Annotated in this window: 21 protein-coding genes; 11 read left to right on the top strand and 10 right to left on the bottom strand. The window is 64.4% G+C overall.

Annotation, left to right across the window (positions count from 1 at the left end):
- Positions 1-36 precede the first annotated feature (36 nt).
- On the top strand, positions 37-1,416 hold the full coding sequence (locus tag RLDS_RS37280; protein WP_031297851.1) for an alanine/glycine:cation symporter family protein: 1,380 nt from the start codon (positions 37-39) through the stop codon (positions 1,414-1,416).
- 52 nt (positions 1,417-1,468) lie between these two features.
- Here RLDS_RS37280 and RLDS_RS37275 read toward each other — a convergent pair whose 3' ends face one another.
- From RLDS_RS37275 to RLDS_RS37250, 6 genes are all read right to left on the bottom strand, one after another.
- Entirely contained in the window at positions 1,469-1,651 is a 183-nt protein-coding gene (locus RLDS_RS37275; RefSeq protein WP_021225563.1) for a CsbD family protein, read from the bottom strand.
- A gap of 98 nt (positions 1,652-1,749) precedes the next feature.
- The gene (locus RLDS_RS37270; protein WP_236616830.1) at positions 1,750-4,551 is read right to left on the bottom strand and encodes a DUF3857 domain-containing protein; all 2,802 of its coding nucleotides are present in this window, start codon (positions 4,549-4,551) and stop codon (positions 1,750-1,752) included.
- 141 nt (positions 4,552-4,692) lie between these two features.
- A complete protein-coding gene (gene rpsI, locus RLDS_RS37265; protein WP_021225561.1) occupies positions 4,693-5,229 on the bottom strand; it encodes a 30S ribosomal protein S9 in 537 nt (178 codons plus the stop codon).
- Positions 5,229-5,708, bottom strand: coding sequence for a 50S ribosomal protein L13 (gene rplM, locus RLDS_RS37260; RefSeq protein WP_009821313.1), 480 nt, complete (start codon positions 5,706-5,708; stop codon positions 5,229-5,231). The genes rpsI and rplM overlap by 1 nt, the downstream gene beginning before the upstream one ends.
- Before the next feature lie 135 nt (positions 5,709-5,843).
- The gene (folP, locus tag RLDS_RS37255; protein WP_021225560.1) at positions 5,844-6,965 is read right to left on the bottom strand and encodes a dihydropteroate synthase; all 1,122 of its coding nucleotides are present in this window, start codon (positions 6,963-6,965) and stop codon (positions 5,844-5,846) included.
- A gap of 103 nt (positions 6,966-7,068) precedes the next feature.
- A complete protein-coding gene (locus RLDS_RS37250) occupies positions 7,069-8,211 on the bottom strand; it encodes a site-specific DNA-methyltransferase (RefSeq protein WP_031297846.1) in 1,143 nt (380 codons plus the stop codon).
- Positions 8,212-8,502: 291 nt separating this feature from the next.
- Here RLDS_RS37250 and RLDS_RS37245 point away from each other — a divergent pair, with 291 nt between their 5' ends.
- Entirely contained in the window at positions 8,503-8,838 is a 336-nt protein-coding gene (locus RLDS_RS37245; RefSeq protein WP_021225558.1) for an ArsR/SmtB family transcription factor, read from the top strand.
- Positions 8,839-8,896: 58 nt separating this feature from the next.
- On the opposite strand, the gene fabG is transcribed toward RLDS_RS37245, so the two are convergent.
- From fabG to fabD, 3 genes are read right to left on the bottom strand one after another with little or no spacing between them, the layout of a single operon-like run.
- Positions 8,897-9,637: a 3-oxoacyl-[acyl-carrier-protein] reductase gene (gene fabG, locus RLDS_RS37240; protein ID WP_021225557.1), complete on the bottom strand. Its 741-nt coding sequence runs from the start codon at positions 9,635-9,637 to the stop codon at positions 8,897-8,899.
- Between the two features lies 1 nt (position 9,638).
- On the bottom strand, positions 9,639-10,070 hold the full coding sequence (locus RLDS_RS37235) for a GxxExxY protein (protein WP_021225556.1): 432 nt from the start codon (positions 10,068-10,070) through the stop codon (positions 9,639-9,641).
- Positions 10,071-10,110: 40 nt separating this feature from the next.
- The gene (fabD, locus tag RLDS_RS37230; protein ID WP_031297841.1) at positions 10,111-11,046 is read right to left on the bottom strand and encodes an ACP S-malonyltransferase; all 936 of its coding nucleotides are present in this window, start codon (positions 11,044-11,046) and stop codon (positions 10,111-10,113) included.
- Positions 11,047-11,227: 181 nt separating this feature from the next.
- Between fabD and RLDS_RS37225 the strand changes: the two genes are divergently transcribed.
- From RLDS_RS37225 to RLDS_RS37200, 6 genes are all read left to right on the top strand, one after another.
- Positions 11,228-12,679 (top strand): efflux transporter outer membrane subunit, encoded by a 1,452-nt coding sequence (locus tag RLDS_RS37225; RefSeq protein WP_021225554.1) that lies wholly within the window; start codon positions 11,228-11,230, stop codon positions 12,677-12,679.
- Positions 12,669-14,216 (top strand): efflux RND transporter periplasmic adaptor subunit, encoded by a 1,548-nt coding sequence (locus RLDS_RS37220; protein WP_021225553.1) that lies wholly within the window; start codon positions 12,669-12,671, stop codon positions 14,214-14,216. Before RLDS_RS37225 ends, RLDS_RS37220 begins: the two co-directional genes overlap by 11 nt.
- Before the next feature lie 6 nt (positions 14,217-14,222).
- Complete coding sequence (locus RLDS_RS37215) at positions 14,223-14,924, top strand: ABC transporter ATP-binding protein (RefSeq protein ID WP_021225552.1); 702 nt, start codon at positions 14,223-14,225, stop codon at positions 14,922-14,924.
- Positions 14,924-16,129 (top strand): ABC transporter permease, encoded by a 1,206-nt coding sequence (locus tag RLDS_RS37210; RefSeq protein ID WP_021225551.1) that lies wholly within the window; start codon positions 14,924-14,926, stop codon positions 16,127-16,129. Before RLDS_RS37215 ends, RLDS_RS37210 begins: the two co-directional genes overlap by 1 nt.
- A gap of 169 nt (positions 16,130-16,298) precedes the next feature.
- The gene (locus RLDS_RS37205) at positions 16,299-16,670 is read left to right on the top strand and encodes an RcnB family protein (RefSeq protein WP_021225550.1); all 372 of its coding nucleotides are present in this window, start codon (positions 16,299-16,301) and stop codon (positions 16,668-16,670) included.
- Positions 16,671-16,813: 143 nt separating this feature from the next.
- A complete protein-coding gene (locus RLDS_RS37200) occupies positions 16,814-17,215 on the top strand; it encodes a BLUF domain-containing protein (RefSeq protein WP_021225549.1) in 402 nt (133 codons plus the stop codon).
- On the opposite strand, the gene RLDS_RS37195 is transcribed toward RLDS_RS37200, so the two are convergent.
- Complete coding sequence (locus RLDS_RS37195; protein WP_021225548.1) at positions 17,212-18,612, bottom strand: GntP family permease; 1,401 nt, start codon at positions 18,610-18,612, stop codon at positions 17,212-17,214. The two genes, RLDS_RS37200 and RLDS_RS37195, sit on opposite strands and share 4 nt — an antisense overlap.
- A gap of 320 nt (positions 18,613-18,932) precedes the next feature.
- Here RLDS_RS37195 and rpsF point away from each other — a divergent pair, with 320 nt between their 5' ends.
- The 3 genes from rpsF to rplI are packed head-to-tail and all read left to right on the top strand — an operon-like array spanning position 18,933 to position 20,212.
- Entirely contained in the window at positions 18,933-19,358 is a 426-nt protein-coding gene (gene rpsF, locus RLDS_RS37190) for a 30S ribosomal protein S6 (protein ID WP_009821299.1), read from the top strand.
- A gap of 13 nt (positions 19,359-19,371) precedes the next feature.
- Complete coding sequence (gene rpsR, locus RLDS_RS37185) at positions 19,372-19,596, top strand: 30S ribosomal protein S18 (RefSeq protein WP_009821298.1); 225 nt, start codon at positions 19,372-19,374, stop codon at positions 19,594-19,596.
- Positions 19,597-19,609: 13 nt separating this feature from the next.
- Positions 19,610-20,212, top strand: coding sequence for a 50S ribosomal protein L9 (gene rplI / locus RLDS_RS37180; protein ID WP_021225547.1), 603 nt, complete (start codon positions 19,610-19,612; stop codon positions 20,210-20,212).
- Positions 20,213-20,379 lie beyond the last annotated feature (167 nt).

Below are 20,379 nucleotides of genomic sequence, written 5' to 3'. Positions count from 1 at the left end.
ATCGACATTCCACCCGCCCGGCGGCATCCGGACGCGATGGAAAATTTCAATGCCTTCGTCGACGGCCTGTCGGGTGCCGTGTTTTTCAAGGTGCCATTGCTGGGCACGCAGATCGAACTCATCGTGCTCTATCTGGCGCTGCCGATGCTGTTCTTCACCCTCTGGCTCGGCTTTCCCAACATCAGACAGGTCGGCCGCGCGGTTCGTATCCTGCGGACCCAGCCACAGGAGGGCGAGGCGAAGGGCGATGTCAGCCAGTGGGGCGCACTATCCACCGCCCTGTCGGGCACGATCGGCCTTGGCAATATTGCCGGGGTCGCGGTCGCGCTGACCATGGGCGGGCCTGGCGCGATCCTGTGGATGTTCATCATCGGCTGGTTCGCCATGACGGTGAAGATGGCGGAGGTCACGCTGGGCCTCAAATATCGCGTGTTCGACGATCGCGGCCATGTGCATGGCGGGCCGATGTATGTTCTGAAAGCCGTTGGCGCCGCGCGCGGGTGGCCCAGGGTCGGGCTGGCGTTGGGCGGCTCCTATGCCTTTTTCGCGCTGTTCGGCGCTATCCCGATGGTGCAGGTGAACCAGAGCTTCGCGCAGGTTCAGGTCGTCACCGGCATGACCAATGGCTGGGCCTATGGCGTCTTCATCGCCGGAGCGGTTGCCCTGGTGACGCTGGGCGGCGCGGCCTGGCTGGGCGAAGTGTCCAAGCGCCTTACCCCGCTCAAGGTTGCTGTCTATCTAGGCGGCGTCTTTGCGATATTGATCCTGCATGTTGCGGATATCCCCGCCGCGCTGGCGCTGATCTGGAACGGGGCATGGTCGGGCGACGCAGCGACCGGCGGCGCGGTCGGCGCATTCGTCGCGGGGATGCGCCGCGCTGTTTTCGCCAGCGAGGCGGGCGTGGGGTCTGCGGTGATGGCGCACAGCCTCGCGCGGACCCAGCATCCGGTGTCCGAAGGGCTGGTGGCGTTGCTGGAACCGCTGCTGGGCACGATGATCGTCTGCGCGCTGGGCGGCCTGGCGTTGGTGGTTGCGGGCACATGGAACGGCGGGCTGGAAGGCATCGCGATCACCTCCTCCGCGTTCGCGCAGGTGTCGCCCTGGTTCCCCTGGCTGCTGGCGGTGGTCGTGTTCCTCTTCGCCTATTCCACGCTCGTCGCCTGGGGCTTTTACGGTTTGCAGGCCTGGGGCTATCTGTTCGGCAACGGGCCGAAAGCGCAATGGACCTACAAGATCCTCTACATCGTCGCCCTGCCGCCCGCCGCTGCCATCGACCTGGGCCGCGTGGTCGGCATTGTCGACAGCAGCTTCTTCCTGATGGCGATCCCCAATGTCATCGCGCTGTATCTTTGCGCAGGCGAACTACGGCGCGATGTCAAAGACTATCTGGCGCATCGGCAAGACGGAGCGACATAAAAAAACCCCGCCTCTTTCGAGGCGGGGTTCATCTTCAAATCGGTAGCGCGGCTCAGACCTTGTCGCCGAACGCGCCCTTTACCGATCCCGACACGTCCTGCGCCGTGCCCTTGGTCTGCTGCGCCTTGCCTTCGGCTTCCAGACGTTCATTGTCGGTCGCCTTGCCGATCGCTTCCTTGGTCGCGCCGGCAGCCTTGTTCGCCACGGCCTTCGCCTTATCGGTCAGTTCGCCCATGTGACTTCTCCTTTCAAAAGAGCTTCTCTGTAATAACGCTCTTTCAACCAGCGAACGGGACGGAAGGTTTCCCTCGGAACGGATACGTCACGAATATTTCAGGGCGCGATCCCAAAGCGCGCATAGGTGGCGTAGATGCGCGGGTCGATGCGGCGCGCGACCGTCAGTTCGGCCTCACCATCGCTTGTCCGGCCAAGTCGTTTGAGCACGATCCCGCGCATGAAGCGACTGGGCGCCTTGCCCGGCTCCTGCGCAACGACCACGTCCAGATCGCGCAGCGCCTCATCGAACCGGCCCATGCGGAACCAGAGCATCGCCCGGCTGTCGATCGCCGCCATGCTGCCCGAACTCAGTTCGACCGCTTTCGTGCAATCCTGCGTCGCGCTTTCCAGATCGATATTGCGGGTGCCCTTGATCCAGCACAGGTCATTATAAAGGCTGGTCGTGCCCGGCTTTTCCGCCAATTGGGCGTTGATGATCTCAAGCGCCTTGGTCGCGTCGCCATAGGTGCCGAGCAGATTGGCCTTGTAATTGCGATAACCGTCGCGCTGCTCCCCGCCAATGGCAATCTTAGCGTCGACGATCGCCAAGGCGTCATCCAGCTTTCCGCTTTCGGCCAGATAGCTTGCGACCGTCGCGACCGCGCCACTGGAGGCGGGGTCAAGCTGGCGCGCCATGCGGCCGTCGGCTAGAGCGCCCGCCACATCACCAGTCTGGAACCGCCGATAGGCGCGTTGCAGATAGAGGGACACGCTGGGTTCGATGGCGATGGCCTTGTCGAGATCGGCCAGGCCATTTTTATAATCGCCAATGCCCCAGCGGAAATTGGCGCGGCTGGAATAGCCGGCGGATTCCTCCTCATCGGCTGCGATCGCTTTGGCGAAGATCGCTTCGACCGCCTTCGACTGCGGCCAGGATGCGATGGTTTCCGGGCTGTAATCCCACAAATAGGTCGGTTTCGCCGAGCCAATCACGCGCGGCGAACCGGCTTGCACCGTCGCCAGCGCATCCCGCTCGTCGGGCAGGCGATCCGCCGGGATTTCAACGCCGGTGGCGTCGGTGCGCTCGTCAACCTCCAGCATCCCGCCGTCCAACCGCACGGTCCGATGGAGATCATAGCCTGCCACGGTTCGGCTTAGATTTTGATCGCCCTCCACACTATAGCCCTTCCCGCCATGGGGCAGGCGCAGGCGCAGATGATAGCGGATGCCGATCGGTGCACTGGTGGCCGCCGGAATGTCCAGCCAGGCCGGTCGCGCGCGATCGGGTGAGAAGCTGATCGCGTCGATCAATTTGCTTGCACTCCGGCGATAGCGACGGTCCGTCATTTCCCAGGGCGATGTGATGACGCCGCGCGCGGTAAAGCTGACCGTGGCGGACGCCGGATCGGTCGCAATGCCGACATCGGCATATTGGGCCGTGCCGATCTGTTCGTTGAAGAAGTCGCGGATCAGTTCATCGCGGCGTTTGGCGTCCATCTGACCCAGGCCCGCATTGATCATCGTCGCAATCGGCCCGCGCAGCACCGCCTTGGCGTCGAACAGGCTTGGCAGCCGTTCGTGCCCGCTTTCATCCGCATTGACCTCTATGTCGATGGCGGGGCGCGCATTGGCATGGGTGGCAATCGCCATCAGATCGGCGCCTGCGCCGCGCACCGGCAGCACCCAGCCCAGTTGCGGCGTGTCGCCAATATCCTCCAGCCGTGTGCCCAGGCCCGTGCCATCGAGCCAGTAGCTCTGCCCGTCGATCACGGCGCGCACCAGCACATGGTCGAAGGCGGCAGCGCTGGGCAGGCGTTCGGGCACGAAATCGCCCATCGTCGCGCTGGCGAGCACCGGCTCAGCCTCGATACCCAGCCCGCGCAGCATGGCCAGCAACAGCAAAGTCTTCGCCTTGCAGTCGCCATAGCGCAGCGCCCAGGTTTCGGATGGCTTTTGCGGCACATAATTGCCGCCATTCATGCCCACCATCAGATAGCGGACATTGTCCTGGACCAATTGCAACGCGGCGGCGGCCTTGTTCTTGGCTGAGCCAGCCATGGTCTTGAGCTTCGCCACTTCCGCCGCCAGCGGCGATCCGTCGGCAATCAGCCCATCGGTCGCATAGAGCGGCGCCATGGTTTTGGACACGTCCGCCCAACTGCCAAAACTCGACATTTCCAGCAGCGGCGGATGCGTGAAGCGGGTCGGCGCGTCGGCGGGCATCTCCGGCTGCTTGGGCAAAGGCAGCGCGAAGGTCAGTTCCGTCACTCCGCCTTTCTTTACGGGCGCGGCCTCGACATCCTTGGCCAGCAATTTCCAGCGCGGGGCGCTGCCATCGGTCCACAGCGCGCGCAGGCGGCCATAGCCCAGCCGAAACGGCGCGGCCGGCAGGCCGGTCACATTCTGGACATGGCCGGCGAGCGCTTCGTCCTTCGACGTCACCGAATAACGCAGACGCACCACGTCGCCGACGCGAACCCCCTCCACCGCCATGGTGGCGGTCAGGATGCCGCTGATCTGCAACGCCTCAAGTCGTTCCTCCCGCCGCAGGACGGTGAATTTCCTGTCGCCCGCCAGCGCATCAATCACCTCGTCGCCGCGCAGGATCGTCAATTGATGGATGATGAGGTCACCCTTGTCGGGCGCCCATGGCAGGGTGAGCGACGACAGGCGGGTAAGTTCCTCCGCCGAGCCTGCCCGCGTGGCGATATCGGCATAGCTCCACAGCTGGCCCTTTTCGATCCTGTACTGATTGTCGAGGATCAGCATCGTGGGCGCGTCGGCGCCGGGCGCGATCTTGGGCATGGCGGCGGGTATGACCCAGGCCGGCGCGGGTTGATATAATGGCGTCTCGCCCGCCCATGCTGGCGCAACGCTGCCCATGGCCGCAGACGCCGCCAGCCACCCGAAATATCTCATTGCCCCCGTCTATCCCGTCTTGCCCAACCCCGTTGCACCATCGCTATGGCATCGCGCCCGGCTGCTCAAGCGAAAGAGGCGCAAACATAGAAAAAGGGGCTGGAAAACCAGCCCCTTCCCAAATTCTTCTGTTCTGGAAACTTAGCGCTTCGAGAACTGGAAGCTGCGACGTGCCTTGGCGCGGCCGTACTTCTTACGCTCGACGACGCGGCTGTCGCGGGTCAGGAAGCCTTCGGCCTTGACCGCGCTGCGCAGCGCCGGCTCATATTTGCTGAGCGCCTGGGCGATGCCATGCTTGACCGCGCCGGCCTGACCCGACAGGCCACCGCCCTTGACGGTGCAGACGACGTCATACTGGCCAACGCGATCGGTCACGCCGAAGGGCTGGTTGATGACGAGGCGCAGGGTCGGACGCGCGAAGTAGATTTCCTGGTCGCGGCCATTCACCGTGATCTTGCCGGTGCCGGGCTTCACCCACACGCGGGCGACGGCATCCTTGCGGCGGCCGGTCGCATAGGCGCGGCCCTGGGCGTCGATTTCCTGCTGGCGCAGCGGAGCCGAGGGCGCAGCCGGCGCAGCGGCGGGCGCTTCACCTTCGGCGGCGGCCGGCGCGGCGGTGGCGGGCGCGTTGGCGGTCAGCGACGCGAGGTCGGACAGGGACTGACGGTTATCGGACATTATGCACCCACCTTGTTCTTGCGGTTGCGCGATGCGAAATCGAGCACTTCGGGGTTCTGGGCTTCGTGATTATGCTCGGCGCCGGCGAAGATGCGCAGGTTGCGCATCTGCTGGCGGCCCAGCGGACCACGGGGGATCATACGCTCGACGGCCTTTTCCAGGACGCGCTCGGGGAAACGGCCTTCCAGGATCTTGGCAGGCGTGGTTTCCTTGATGCCGCCGGCATAGCCGGTGTGCTTGTAATAGACCTTGTCGGTCATCTTGCGGCCGGTGAACTTCACCTTGCCCGCATTGATGATGATGACATTGTCGCCGCAATCGACATGCGGGGTAAAGGACGGCTTGTGCTTGCCGCGCAGGATATTTGCCACGGTCGAAGCGAGGCGGCCGACGACGAGGCCTTCCGCGTCGATCAGGATCCACTTCTTTTCGACCGTTGCCGGGGTCGCCGGCTTGGTGGTCTTCATCAGCGCCTTCATGGTGCCAATCTCCAAACAAGAAAAATGAAACCGGACATCGAAGCCGACATCCGGAAGTGGGGCGCTAATGACGAGTCTCGACGCGCAAGTCAAGCAAATGCGCGGCTTTGCTGACGGGTAAAATGATACCCGTTGCTAAATGGCGCTAAGGCCCGCGTCCGCCAGGCCGCGCCACAGATGGAGCGCCTGAACGCTTTCCTTGACGTCATGCACCCGCACCATCTGCGCCCCCAGTTGCGCCGCGCGAAAGGCGAGCGCGACCGATCCGCCCAGCCGATCAGCGGCGGGCGCTTCGTTGGACAGCGCGCCGATGAGCCGCTTGCGGCTGCCAGCGAACAGCAGCGGCACGCCCAGCCCCTGGAATGTCGCAAGGCCGTTCACCAGCGCCAGATTGTCCGACAGGCTCTTGCCAAAGCCCAGCCCGGGATCGACCATGATCCGATCCGGCGCGATCCCGGCATTCAGGCAGGCTGAAATCCGCGCCTCCAGATGGTCGAAGACGTCGGCGACGACATCGCCATAGCCGGCCGGATTATGATGCGGGTCATCGCCGGCCGATGGTGCGTGCATCAGGATGACGGGACAACCGGCGCGCGCCACCACCTCCAGGCTGCGCGGATCGTGCGCCAGCGCGCTCACATCGTTGACGATGCCCGCCCCGGCGCCAAGCGCCGCCTCCATCACCGCGGCCTTGCGCGTGTCGATCGACACCGGCACGCCGGAGGCCGCCAGCCGTTCGATGACGGGCACGACCCGCTTGATCTCGTCACCTTCCCATATCTTTGCAGCCTTGGGCCGCGTGGACTCCCCGCCGACGTCGATCAGCGCCGCGCCCGCCGCCGCCATGGCGAAGCCTGCGTCGGCCGCCGCCTGGGGGTCGCCCATATGCGTGCCGCCGTCGGAAAAACTGTCCGGCGTGATGTTGAGGATCGCCATCACCTGCGGCGCGTCGAACCGGATCGTGCGATCGCGCAGGACCATCGGCGGACGCGGCGCGGAGATATTGGCGGCCAGCCGCTGCGCGCGCTGGGCCAGCGCGTCGGGCAGCGATGCCACCGCAGCATCGAAATCCGCCACGGGAATGGTTGTCCGCGCGATCCGCTGCGCGCCGCTGAACGCGGTCAGCTCATAGCCCTGAAACCAGATCAGCCCATTGCCCATCCGCGCCGCCGCGCCATCATCCAGTCCGATCGGCGTCGGCACGAACCATGAAGGCTTGAGATAGAGACGCGCGTCGGCGGGGATGGTGGGCAGCATAGCCATATAAACTCCGTTCGGGCTGAGCTTGTCGAAGCCCCGTTCTTTCCTTGAAGAAAAGTGAAGCCCTTCGACAAGCTCAGGGCGAACGGATGTCCGCGAATTACGGCTCGTTCGCCAGCAGATAGGTCTGGCGCAGGGCATCGATCGGCTTCAAGCCGCCCTCCGCCTCAAAATGCCAGAAGGTCCAGCCATTGCAGCTCGGCGCGCCCTGCAGCGTGGCCCCCATTTTGTGGATGGAGCCGCTGTCGGTCCCGACCGCCAGCGATCCATCGGCGCGCACCTGCGCCTGCCAGCGGCGCTTGGTGTCGGTAAGGATCGCGCCGGGCTTCAGATAGCCGGTTTCCACCAGCGTGCCGAACGCGACCTTGGGCTGGCTACGCGCGCTTTGCATGATGGTGAGCGCGGATTCATCAAGCGGCAGCGCATCGGCGATCCGCTCCAGCGCGACCTCGATATAATCCTCTTCGCGCTCGATGCCGATCCAGCGTCGGCCAAGCCGCTTGGCCACCGCGCCGGTGGTGCCGGTGCCGAAAAAGGGGTCGAGCACCACGTCACCCGGCTTGGTGCAGGACAGCAGCACGCGATAGAGCAGCGACTCCGGCTTTTGCGTCGGATGCGCCTTTGTCCCGTTGCGCTTCAACCGCTCCTGCCCGCCGCAGATCGGCAGCACCCAGTCGGACCGCATCTGCAATTCATCGTTCAGCGTCTTCATCGCCTTGTAGTTGAACGTATATTTCGCATCCTCGCCCTGGCTGGCCCAGATCAGCGTTTCATGCGCGTTCGTAAAGCGCGTGCCCTTGAAATTGGGCATGGGGTTGGCCTTGCGCCAGATGATGTCGTTGAGGATCCAGAAACCTTCATCCTGGAGCGCAGAGCCGACGCGGAAGATATTGTGATAGCTGCCGATTACCCAGATGGTGCCATTGGGCTTCAGGATCCGGCGCGCCTCGCGCAGCCACGCCTTGGTGAAGCGATCATAGGACCCCAGCGTGTCGAACTTGTCCCAGTCATTGTCGACCGCATCGACCCGGCTGCCTTCGGGCCGGAACAGGTCGCCGCCCAGTTGCAGATTATAAGGCGGGTCGGCGAAAATCATGTCGATGCATTTGTCGGGCAGCGCCGCCATCTGCGCGATGCAGTCGCCACGCAGCAAGGTGTCGACCGGGATCGGCGCTGCTTCCACCGCGATCGGGGCGACTGCCTTTTTTCGTCGCGGCGCCGCGACCCGTTCCATGACACCCATGCTGCTTGCCCCCTATATTCCTTGAGGATCATGCGATGAGTCCTGCGGAGTCCGGCGTCAAGATCAGCAGCTTAGGCTACGCGCTTCGTTTATTCGTTAATGATGGGGAGAACGAAGCGGGGACCCACAAGATATTGAGTCGTTCACCCCTCGCCGGACTCCATATCGGGCGGTGTGACTCAAAAGACTCACCCCGAAAGGGCGGGCAAATTTTTTTGGTTAACGCCACAGGAAGGCGTCCCATCGCACGCGCACTTGCCCATTTCATAACCATTTGCTTATGAAATGGGCATGACGAAGACGAACCGGGAAGACCGTGGCGCGACCATCGACGCGCAGTTCAAGGCACTGTCGGACGGCACCCGCCGCGCCCTGCTGGAACATCTGGTGCGTGAAGGGGAACAGAGCGTTCATGCCCTCACTGCCGTGTCGGGCGTATCGCAGCCGATGGTGTCGCGCCACATGGCCAAGCTGAAGCGCGCGGAACTCGTGACCGTCCGCCGGGCGGGCCGCGAAACCTTTTACGCCGCGCGCGCCAAGGGCTTGGCCCCCGTGGTTCAGTGGATGGCCGTCTATGGCGCGCTCTGGTCGCAGCGCTTCACCGCGCTGGAGGGGATCGAGGCTTGATCCTCTCCCCGCTGATCGGCGGAAGGGACATGCTTCACCATCCCCCTCCCCGCCCTGGTCAGATCATCGCCATGCCGCCATTTACATGCAGCGTCTGGCCCGTGACATAGCCCGCTTCCTTGCTGGCGAGATAGACGACCGCCGCGCCGATATCATCGCCGCCGCCCAGGTCGCCGGCCGGAATCTTGGCCAGGATCGCGCCCTTCTGCGCGTCGTTCAGCGCATCGGTCATGGCCGACCGGATGAAGCCGGGCGCGACACAGTTGACGGTGATGCCACGGCTCGCCAGTTCCTGACCCAGCGATTTGGACATGCCGATGATGCCGGCCTTGGACGCGCAATAATTGGCCTGGCCGGGATTGCCGGTGACGCCCACGACCGACGTGATGGAAATGATGCGGCCAAAGCGCGCCTTCATCATCGGCTTGGCGGCCGCGCGGCACAGGCGGAAGGCTGCTTCCAGATTGACCTGGATCACCTGGCTCCATTCCTCGTCCTTCATCCGCAGGATCAGATTGTCGCGCGTGATGCCGGCATTGTTAACCAGAATGTCGATCTTGCCGCCCAGCGCCTCGACCGCCTGCGGCACGAGCGCGTCGACCGACGCCGGATCGGACAGATCGCAGACCACCGTCTTGTGGTCGCCGCCCAGTTCCGCGGCGAAGGCCTTGAGCTTGTCTTCATTGCTGCCGGACAGCGCCAGCGTCGCGCCCTGCGCCGCCAGCGCCTTGGCGATCGACGAACCGATGCCACCCGAAGCGCCCGTCACCAGCGCGGTCATGCCTGTCAGGTCGAACATGTCAGTCTCCTTGTTTCAATTGGTTCACGCGGAGGCGCGAAGACGCGGAGGGGACATAGTCGTTGACTATCCGCTTCACCCGTTCCTTGAGCGTGGCGCCGCCGAAGTTGATGAGCAGCCCGACGGGCTGGTTGGTCAGACGCAGATAGGTCAGCAATTGTTTTGCGTGCGCGGGACTGAACCGCTCCCTCGATTTGATTTCCACGATCAGGGCATTCTCAACGAGCAGGTCAATGCGGAACGCAGCGGCAAACCGCAAACCCTCATATTCTATATCGACCGGTTGTTGCCTCTCGACAGTGTAGCCCATGGCGGTCAACTTGGCCGCCAGGATCATTTCATAGACGCTTTCCAGCAGCCCCGGCCCCAGATCGCGATGAACGCGCAGAGCCAAGTGCAGAACATCGCCGCTGATGCGATCGATATCGACCAATAGCCCTCCGCGTCTTCGCGCCTCCGCGCGAATAAAAAGATCAGAACGAAGCCAAAGCCGCTTCGATGTCGTCCATCGTCACGATGCTGCGCACGGTCGCGTCGGGCGCGATGCGCTTGACCATCGGGCCGAGCACCTTGCCGCCGACCTCCACGAAGTCCGTGACGCCCGCGCCCCACATCGCCGCCACGGATTCACGCCAGCGCACGCGGCCTGTAACCTGCTCGACCAGGCGCGCCTTGATCTCCTGCGTGTCGGCGATCGGCGCGGCCAGGACATTGGCGTAGACCGGCAGCAGCGGCGCGTTGATCGCCGCATTTGCCAGCGCCGCCTCCATGGCTTCGGCTGCCGGTTGCATCAGCGGGCAGTGGAAGGGCGCGGACACAGGCAGCAGCACGCCGCGCTTGATGCCATGATCCTTCACCATCGCCACCGCACGCTCGATCGCGCCGCGATGGCCGGAAATCACCACCTGCGTGGGATCATTGTCATTGGCGATGGTGCAGACCTCGCCCTGCGCGGCAGCGTCGGCCAGCGCCTGCGCCTTGTCGATATCCGCGCCCAGCAGCGCGGCCATCGCGCCCTCGCCCACCGGCACCGCGGCCTGCATCGCCTGGCCCCGCAATTTCAGCAAGCGCGCGGTGGTGCCGATATCGAACGCCTCGGCCGCGCACAGCGCGCTATATTCGCCCAGGCTGTGCCCGGCGACATAATCGCCCTTGTCCGCCAGCGAAAAGCCACCTTCCTTCTGCATGACGCGCAGCGTGGCGATGGCGTTGGCCATGATCGCGGGCTGCGCATTTTCCGTGAGCGTCAGGTCGCTGTCCGGCCCCTCCACCATGATGCGGAACAGATGCTGCGACAGCGCCTCGTCCACCTCCTGAAACAGTTCCTTCGCCGCGCCGCTGGCATCCGCCAACGCCTTGCCCATGCCGACCGACTGGCTGCCCTGTCCCGGAAATAGAAATGCCCGCATCATTCACCTCGAAGCCCGAAGCGCTCGCAAAAGCGCCGTTTCCCACTGCCGTTACACTTTGAGACATAAATGTCGTTGAGCCGTACACACCCCTGCGGCAGTCAGGGCGCATGCGGTCGCCGGTCCCTCAAGGGATCGGCATGAAGCGGCCCCTTTAACGACGACGGAGTGCAAGGAAAAGGTGCGATATCGCCTAGCATGGATCAGCGGGACGGCCCTGACGCTGTCCGCCTGCGCCGCCGGCCCGGATTACCGCGCGCCGCACATGGGCGCGCTGGGCGTGCCGGCCGCCTATAGCGCGGGCGATGGCGCGGCGCTCAGCGAAGCGGAGCTTGGCCAATGGTGGACGCGCCTCGACGATCCGGCCCTGAGCGCGCTCATCGACCAGGCGGTGGCCAATAATCTGGACGTCGTGCAGGCGCAGGCGCGGCTGCGGCAGGCGCGCGAAAGCCTGATCCAGTCCAACGCCAGCCTGCTGCCGCAATTGAGCGGTTCCGCGACGGGCGGGCGCAATTATAGCAGCCAGGACGCTGGCGGTCGTCTGGACGCCAATGGCAACCCGATCGGCGGCGGTGGCGGCAACTGGTCGAGCAGCTATTCGGCCCGCATCAACGCCAGCTGGCAACTGGACCTGTTCGGCGAATTGCGGCGCGGGCGCGAAGCGGCGCGCGCCGATCTGGAAGCGTCGGGCTTCGACCTCGCCACCGTGCGCATGACGGTCATATCCGAACTGGTGAACAATTATGTCCAGGCGCGGCTTGCGCAGGCGCAGCTCAAGGTAGCGCGCGAAACGCAGGCGGTGCAGCGCGACAATTATCAGATCGCCAGCTGGCGGTTGCAGGCGGGCCTCGTCTCCTCGCTCGACGAACAGCAGGCCCGCGCGCAGCTGGCCCAGACCAACGCCACCATCCCGCAGCTGGAGCCCAGCCTCAAGGGCAGCCTCAACCGCATCGCCGTGCTGACGGGACAAGCGCCGGGCGATGCGACCCGGACGCTGGAAACGCCCGCCCCCATTCCCCAGCCGCCAACGGACATCGCGACCGGCATCCCGGCCGACACGCTGCGTCAGCGCCCGGACGTGCGCAGCGCCGAGCGCGCGCTCGCGGCCGCGAGCGCGCGGATCGGCGTCGCCCAGGCGCAGCTTTATCCCTCGCTCGGCATCAGCGGCAATATCGGCACCACGTCTAACGCGTTCAGCCAGCTATTCGATCTCATCACCGGCGGCGTCTTTGCCAATGTCGCGCAGACCATCTTCGATGGTGGGCGCCTGGACTCGCAGGTCCGCGCCCAAAAGGCCGCGACCGACGCCGCCTTCGCCGCTTACAAGCAAAGCGTGCTGACCGCGCTGGAGGATGTCGAAAACGCCATGGCCTCCCTTGCCAGCGCCCGCGCGCGCAAGGCGGAATTCGCCGTCGCCTATGACGCATCAAACAATGCCGCGATCCTGGCGCGCAGCCAGTATCAGGCGGGGCTGATCGACTTCCAGACATTGTCGAACAGCGAAAACACGCTTTTGAACGCCCGCAACAGCCTGGCTTCCGCGCAAGCCGACGAAGCCCTTGCCATCGCCCAGCTTTACAATGCGCTGGGCGGCGGCTGGCAGAGCATGGACGACCGCCCCGATGAGCAATGACATGACCACCGATCAGGATCTCAATGACTTCCTTGGCGCCAAGCCGGAAAAACCGTGGCGCAAATGGGTGATACGCGGCGGCATCGCCATAGTGCTGCTGATTGCCGTCCTGCTGATTGCTCGCTGCTTCGGGGGCGATGACAAGCCCAACTATGCCACGCGCGAGGTGCGGCAGGGCAATCTGACCGTCACGGTGTCGGCAACCGGGAACCTCAAACCCATCAATCAGGTCGATGTCGGCTCCGAACAGTCAGGCAAGATCACGCAGGTCTATGTCGATGTGAACGACCGGGTGACGCGCGGGCAGAAGCTGGCCGAACTCGACACGCGGCGGCTGGTCGACACGGTGAACCAGAACCGCGCCCAGGTCGCATCCTCTCAGGCCAGCGTCGGCCAAGCGCAGGCGCAGGTCGCGCTGGCCAAGGCAACGCTCGACCGGCAGGAAAATGTGTTCAAGCTGTCGGGCGGCCGCGTGCCGGCAAAAACGGAGCTGGACGCCGCGCGCGCCGATTATCAGAGCGCGATCGCCAATCTGCGCTCCGCCCAGGCGCAGGTCACGGCATCGCAGGCCCAGCTGTCGAGCGCCCAGACCAACCTGTCGATCGCGCAGATCGTGTCGCCCGTCACCGGCGTCGTGCTGTCGCGCGATATCGAGCCGGGACAGACGGTCGCCGCGTCCTTGAACGCGCCCGTTCTCTTCACCATCGCCGAAGACCTGACGCAGATGGAGGTCGAAGTCGCGGTGGACGAGGCCGATGTCGGCCAGGTGAAGGAAGGCCAGTCGGCGACCTTTGCCGTCGACGCCTTTCCCGGCCGCAGCTTCCCGGCCACGGTCACGCGCGTGAATGTCGGGTCGAACGCATCGAGCAGTTCCAGCTCCTCATCGTCCTCCTCCAGCAGTTCGAGCAGCAGCAGCACCGGCACCGTCGTCGCCTACACGGCCGTCCTATCCGTCGACAACAAGGACGAAATCCTGCGTCCCGGTATGACCGCGACGGCGGACATTGTGACGCAGGAATTGCGCAACGTGCTGCTCGTCCCCAACAGCGCGCTGCGCTTCAAGCCCAGCAGCGGCGCGTCGGACGGCGGCGGCATCACCAGCGTGCTGCCCGGCCCGCGCCGCTTCCGCCGCGGCGGCAGCCGCCAGGTCAATTTCGGCGCGGGCAGCAGCCAGACCGTCTATATTCTGGGCGAGGACGGCAATCCCAAGCCGGTCCAGGTGGTCGTCGGCGCCAGCGACGGATCACGCACCGTCATCACCGGCGGCGACCTGAAACCGGGGATGAAGGTCATTACCGGGCAACTGGCGGCGGGCCAGGAAGCGCCGGCCGAAGACCAGAAGACCGACGCCGCAGGCGCACAGGACAAGGCGACGGGCCAAGGAGGGCGCAATCCATCGACCGATGGCAGCCCGGCGACCATGGGCAAGCTCGGCAATTCAGGCGATGCCGCGCCCGAAACCGCACCGGTCGCGCCTGCGCAAGGCCAAAGCGAACCCGCCGCAACGCGCGGCACCGGGCGGCAGAGCGGAACCTGACCCGTCATGGCGGACAATCCCATCATCTCGCTGCGCGGCGTCACCAAAATCTATGGCGAAGGGCCAACTGCCTTTCAGGCGCTCAAGGGCATCGACCTGGACATCGAACAGGGGGATTTCGTCGCGGTCATGGGGCCTTCGGGGTCCGGCAAGTCCACCACGATGAACATATTGGGGTGCCTGGACGTGCCGTCGGGCGGCGCCTTCCTGTTCAAGGGCCGCCATGTCGAAGCGCTCGACCGCGACCAGCGCGCGCTGCTGCGCCGCCGCTATCTCGGCTTCGTGTTCCAGGGCTTTAACCTCCTCTCGCGCACGACCGCGCTGGAAAATGTGGAACTGCCCCTGCTCTATCGCGGCGAGGACAAGAAGACGCGCTATGACATGGGCATGGCGGCGCTGGACAAGGTGGGCCTCAAACCCTGGTGGGACCATACGCCCGCCGAACTGTCCGGCGGCCAGCAGCAGCGCGTCGCCATCGCCCGCGCGATCGTCACCCAGCCGGATGTACTGCTGGCGGACGAACCGACCGGCAATCTTGATTCCGAACGATCGATCGAGATCATGGAATTGCTGACCGACCTCAACCGCATCAGCGGCATCACCGTGCTGATGGTGACGCACGAGCCGGACATGGCGGCCTTTGCCCGCACCATCGTTCATTTCAAGGACGGGCTGGTCGAACGGGTGGACGCAGGAGCAAGCGCATAATGCTGGGCACCACCATCATCCTCGCCTTCCGCGCGATCAACCGGCACAAGCTGCGCAGTTTCCTGACGACGCTGGGCATCATCATCGGCGTCGCGGCGGTCGTGACCATGGTGACGCTGGGCAATGGCGCGACGGCGGCGGTGCGCGAACAGATCAGCTCGCTGGGCGCCAATGTGCTGCAACTGCGCCCCGGTCAGGGCTTTGGCCGTGGCGGCGGCGGGCCGCGCCCGCCCGACTTCAAGGAAGCGGACCTGACCGCGATCCAGAACCAGCTGACCGGCGTGCGCGCAGTCGCCCCGCTGGTCCAGTCGAGCGGCACCGCCATTTATGAAGGAAATAACTGGTCGACCACCGTCTATGGCACGACATCGGCCTATTCCGAGGTCCAGCAATGGAAGGTCGCCGACGGGCGGCTGTTCATGCCGGAGGAGGAAGAGGCCGGAAAGCCCGTCTGCATCATCGGCAATACCGTACGCACCAACCTGTTCCAGAATAATGATCCGCTGGGCAAGCGCATGCGCATCAAGGGCGTGTCCTGCCAGGTGATCGGCGTCCTGTCGACGCGCGGCCAGGGCGGCTTTGGCGATCAGGATGACGTCGTCGTCATGCCGATCCGCTTCGTCCAGCGGCGCTTCACTGGCGACCGCGACGTCAGCCAGATCATGGTCGCGGTCGATGACGCCTATGACACGGCGACCGTGCAGGCCAGCCTGGAGGAACTGATGCGCGAGCGGCGCAAGATCAAACCGGGCACGGAGGATAATTTCAACGTCTTCGACACCAAGCAGATCAGCGATACGCTGACCGGCACCACCACCATCCTGACGCAGATCGTGGGCGCGGTGGCGGCCATCTCGCTGCTGGTCGGGGGCATCGGCATCATGAACATCATGCTCGTGTCAGTGACGGAACGGACGCGCGAAATCGGCATTCGCCTCGCCATCGGCGCGGTCGCGCGCGAAGTGCTGATGCAGTTTCTGGTCGAAGCGATCGTGCTGTCGTGCCTCGGCGGCCTCATCGGCCTATTGCTGGCGCTGATCGCATCCATCGCCATCGCGCCGTTGATGCAGGTGCCCTTCCTCTTCGACGTCAAGGTGAACCTTATCGCCTTCCTCTTTTCGGCCGCGATCGGCGTGGTGTTCGGCTATTTCCCCGCCCGCCGGGCCGCCGCGCTCAACCCCATCGACGCGCTGCGCCACGAATAGGCGCAGCGGCGTCGATGGCGCCAGATGAACCGATATTCAGCTTACTTCTCATGCTGTTACATTTGTCGACAAAGTTGCCCGCCCAACGACACACCTTCGCGACAACCGCCTCCTAAATCTGTTTTCGACGCCGGAACGCGGCGCCCGATTGCAGGCAAAGGAGCAGACTATGTTCAAGAAGATCATCATGGCCCTGGCCACCACCACGCTGGTCGCCAGCCCCATCGTCACCGCCCAGGCGCAGGCCGCGCCCCACCGGCAGGAAGTGACGCGCAAAGTCGTCAAGCAAAAGCCGAACGGCCGCACTGTCGTCAAACAGAAGACGACGGTCCGCAAGGCGACGCCAGCCCGTCGCTGGGCAAAGGGCCAGCGCTTCGATCGCCGTTACGCCAGCAACTATCGCGTCGTGAACAATTATCGCGATTATCGGCTGAGCGCACCGCCACGCGGCTATCAGTGGGTCCGCTCGGGCAATGACGCCGTCCTGATCGCGATCACCAGCGGCATCATCGGCGCGGTTGTCGGCGGCGCCATCCGCTAACCCCTCGCCCCCATTTCCCCTTTTTGGAAGGCCCGGAGGTCGCCGCCTCCGGGCTTTTTGCTGATCGAAATCAAACACCTAATTTTAAGGGTTTTCCCGGTAAATGGATGATGGTCGGGGGGCCATTTGCTTGAGATAGGATCATGTCCTTGCATCAGATCATGTATATCAGCAGTGCGACCGGGCCGGTTTCGGCCACGCAATGCGCCGCCATCGCCAAGGATGCCGAGGATCGCAATCGCGTCGACGGCGTCACCGGGCTGCTGCTGTTCAACAGCAAGCGCTTCCTTCAGGTTCTGGAAGGTCCTAGGGATGCCGTCGAGCGCATCTACCAGCGGGTCGCGCGTGACGGGCGGCATAATGCGATCGTCAAATTGCGCGACATGCCGATCGAGGCGCGCGAGTTCGGCGAATGGGGCATGGCCTATGACGACCCTTTCCAGCCCGCATCAGCGCTGAAGGACAAGGTCGCCAAGCTGCTGGACCATGCCGGGCCATCGACCCGCGCGCATTTCATCGGGTCGGCCGAAATGCACCGGGGCTAGACCAGCCCGGTCAGATAATAGACGGCGATCACGACGAAGACGGTCATCGTCTTGATGAGCGTTAGCGCAAAAATATCCTTATAGGCCTGACGATGGGTCAGGCCGGTGACGGCCAGCAGGGTGATGACCGCGCCATTATGCGGCAGGCTGTCCATCCCGCCCGACGCCATGGACGCAATCCGGTGCAGCACTTCGCGCGGGATGCCGGCGGCGTCCCCGGCTGCGGCGAACTGATCCGCCATCGCCGCCAGCGCGATCGACAGGCCGCCCGATGCCGACCCCGTGATACCTGCCAGCGACGTCACCGTGATGGCTTCGTTGACCAACGGGTTGGGGATCGCGCGCAGCGCTTCCTTGACCATCAGGAAGCCGGGCAGCGCCGCGATCACCGCGCCGAATCCATATTCCACCGCCGTGTTCATGCCCGCGAGCAGCGCGCCGCCGACGGCCGCTTTCGATCCTTCGGCAAAACGGCGCGCCACCGGAGCGAAGGCGAAGAGCAATATGGTGCCGATCCCCAGCAAGAGCGCACCCTCCACCGCCCACAGCGCCGCCATCTGCGCCACTTGCACTGATACCGGATCAGCCATGCCGGGGAGCGCCAGCGTCACCGCGTCTCCCCCTGCCCAGCGCGGGATCGCCATGGTGAGCAGCAAATTGCCCACACCCACGACCAGCAGCGGCAGCAGGGCGATCATCGGGTGCACGCTCGCGCCCCCTTCCTGCTGGTCGGGTTCGTTGACCAGCTGCTCCGGCGCGCCATAGCCCTCCCCCGCCGCCATCAGGCTGCGCCGCCGCCAGCCAAGATAGGCAAGGCCGGTCGCGACGATGCAGGCGGACCCGATCAGCCCCAATATCGGCGCGGCCCAGGCCGTGGTACCAAAGAAGCTGGCCGGAATGATGTTCTGGATCTGCGGCGTGCCCGGCAGCGCATCCATGGTGAAGGTCAGCGCGCCAAGGCCGATGGTGGCGGGGATCAGGCGCTTGGGGATATCGGCCCGCCGAAACATTTCCGCAGCGAACGGGTAGACCGCGAACACCGCGACGAAGACGGACACGCCGCCATAGGTCAGCAGGGCCGTGACGATCATGATCGCCGGGATGGCGCGCCCCGCGCCGATGAACCCGATCACCGCCGTCACGATGGCGCGGGAAAAGCCCGAAATCTCCACCAGCTTGCCGAACAAGGCGCCAAGCAGGAAAACGGGAAAATAGAGTTTCAGGAAACTTGCCGCCTTCTGCATGAACAGCCCCGAAAAGGCCGCCGGCACCGCCGCCGGGTCCGTCAGCAACACCGCCAGCATGGCGAGCAGCGGCGCCATGACGATGACGCTCATGCCGCGATAGGCCGCGATCATCAGCAGGATCAGTGACAGGGCTGCGATCGCGATTGGCATTTCCTCTCCCCCACTCTCACGCCGTTCGCCCTGAGTAGGGGCTGAGCCTGTCGAAGACCCGTATCGAAGGGTCGCGCGCCAATCTATCCTTCGATACGCCACTTCGACAAGCTCAGTGGCTACTCAGGACGAACGGATATCGGCAGGGTTAGGCTGCATAAACGCACCTTGCCTTTCCCCGGCCTTTGCGTCATAGGCGCCGCTTCCAACAGGACCGGGGTGACTCGGCCCTGCGGGATTGAATGCATTTGAGACGACAGCCGGAGGGGCGTTCCACATGGGGTGGGCGTCAGCGATCGGCCAACAGATGAGGCAATGACATGGCTCTTTATGAGCACGTCTTCCTTGCGCGCCAGGATCTGGCACAAGCGCAGGTCGACGCTTTGGCGGAAACCGCCACCAAGATCGTCGAGGACATGGACGGCAAGGTTACCAAGGTAGAAACCTGGGGCCTGCGCAGCCTGGCCTACAAGATCGCCAAGAACCGCAAGGCGCATTATGTGATGCTGAACATCGACGCCCCTGCCGGCGTCGTCGCGGAACTGGAGCGCCAGACCCAGATCAACGAAGACATCATCCGCTACATGACCGTCAAGGTCGACGAGCTGGAAACCGGCCCGTCGGTGATGATGCGCAAGCAGGAACGTTCCGATCGTGGCGATCGTGGATCGCGTGGCGACCGCGGCGGCCGTGATGGCGATCGTGGCCCGCGCCGCGAGCGCGAAGACGCGAACGCTGGCGAATAAGGAGATCTAGATCATGGCACGCCCGTTTTTCCGCCGCCGCAAGAGCTGCCCCTTCGCCGCCAAGGATGCGCCGAAGATCGATTACAAGGACGTCCGTCTGCTCCAGGGCTTCGTGTCCGAGCGCGGCAAGATCGTCCCCAGCCGCATCACCGCCGTTTCGGCCAAGAAGCAGCGCGAGCTGGCTTCGGCCATCAAGCGCGCCCGTCATCTGGGCCTGCTGCCCTACATCGTGAAGTAAGGGAGAAAGACCCATGGAAATCATTCTCCTCGAACGCATCGAGAAGCTGGGCGCGATCGGCGACGTCGTGACCGTCAAGGACGGTTATGCGCGTAACTTCCTGCTGCCCAACAAGAAGGCCCTGCGCTCGAACAACGCCAACAAGGCCGTGTTCGAAGCCAACCGCGCCCGCATCGAAGCTGAAAACGCCGCCCGTCGCAGTGACGCTGAAAAGGCGGCCGAAGGCGTCAATGGCAAGCAGATCGTGCTCATCCGCCAGTCGTCCAACTCGGGCCAGCTCTACGGCTCGGTCGCAGTCCGTGACGTGGTGGACGCGCTGCATGCCGACGGCATCACCAACGTCACCAAGGCGATGGTCGTGCTGGAACGCCCGATCAAGACGCTGGGCGTGTTCGACGTCAAGGTCGCGCTGCACCCCGAAGTCGCGGTGACGATCACCGTGAACGTCGCGCGCTCGCCCGAAGAGGCCGAGTTGCAGGCGCAGGGCGTCGACGTGATGGCCGAAATGTTCGAAAAGGACGAAACCGGCTTCACCGAAGATTATGATCCCAATGCCGAGCCCGGCGAAATCGCCGCGGACACCGAAGAAGAAGCCCCGGCCGAAACCGAAGCCTGAGTTTCCTTACAGGATCGAAATGAGAGAGCCGCCCGGCGACGGGCGGCTTTTTTGTTGTTCGGCCCTGCCGCCGCTCATCATGACAACAAGACAGGTTAATCCCCATGGCGTTCCGCGCCCATTTGTGCGCGCAGGCGAAACGACTTTCGGAACAGCCCCCGCGACCG

Source organism: Sphingobium lactosutens DS20 (assembly GCF_000445105.1).
In the GTDB taxonomy this organism is placed as follows: Bacteria; Pseudomonadota; Alphaproteobacteria; order Sphingomonadales; family Sphingomonadaceae; genus Sphingobium; species Sphingobium lactosutens.
This window is presented reverse-complemented; position numbering and strand designations above follow the sequence as displayed.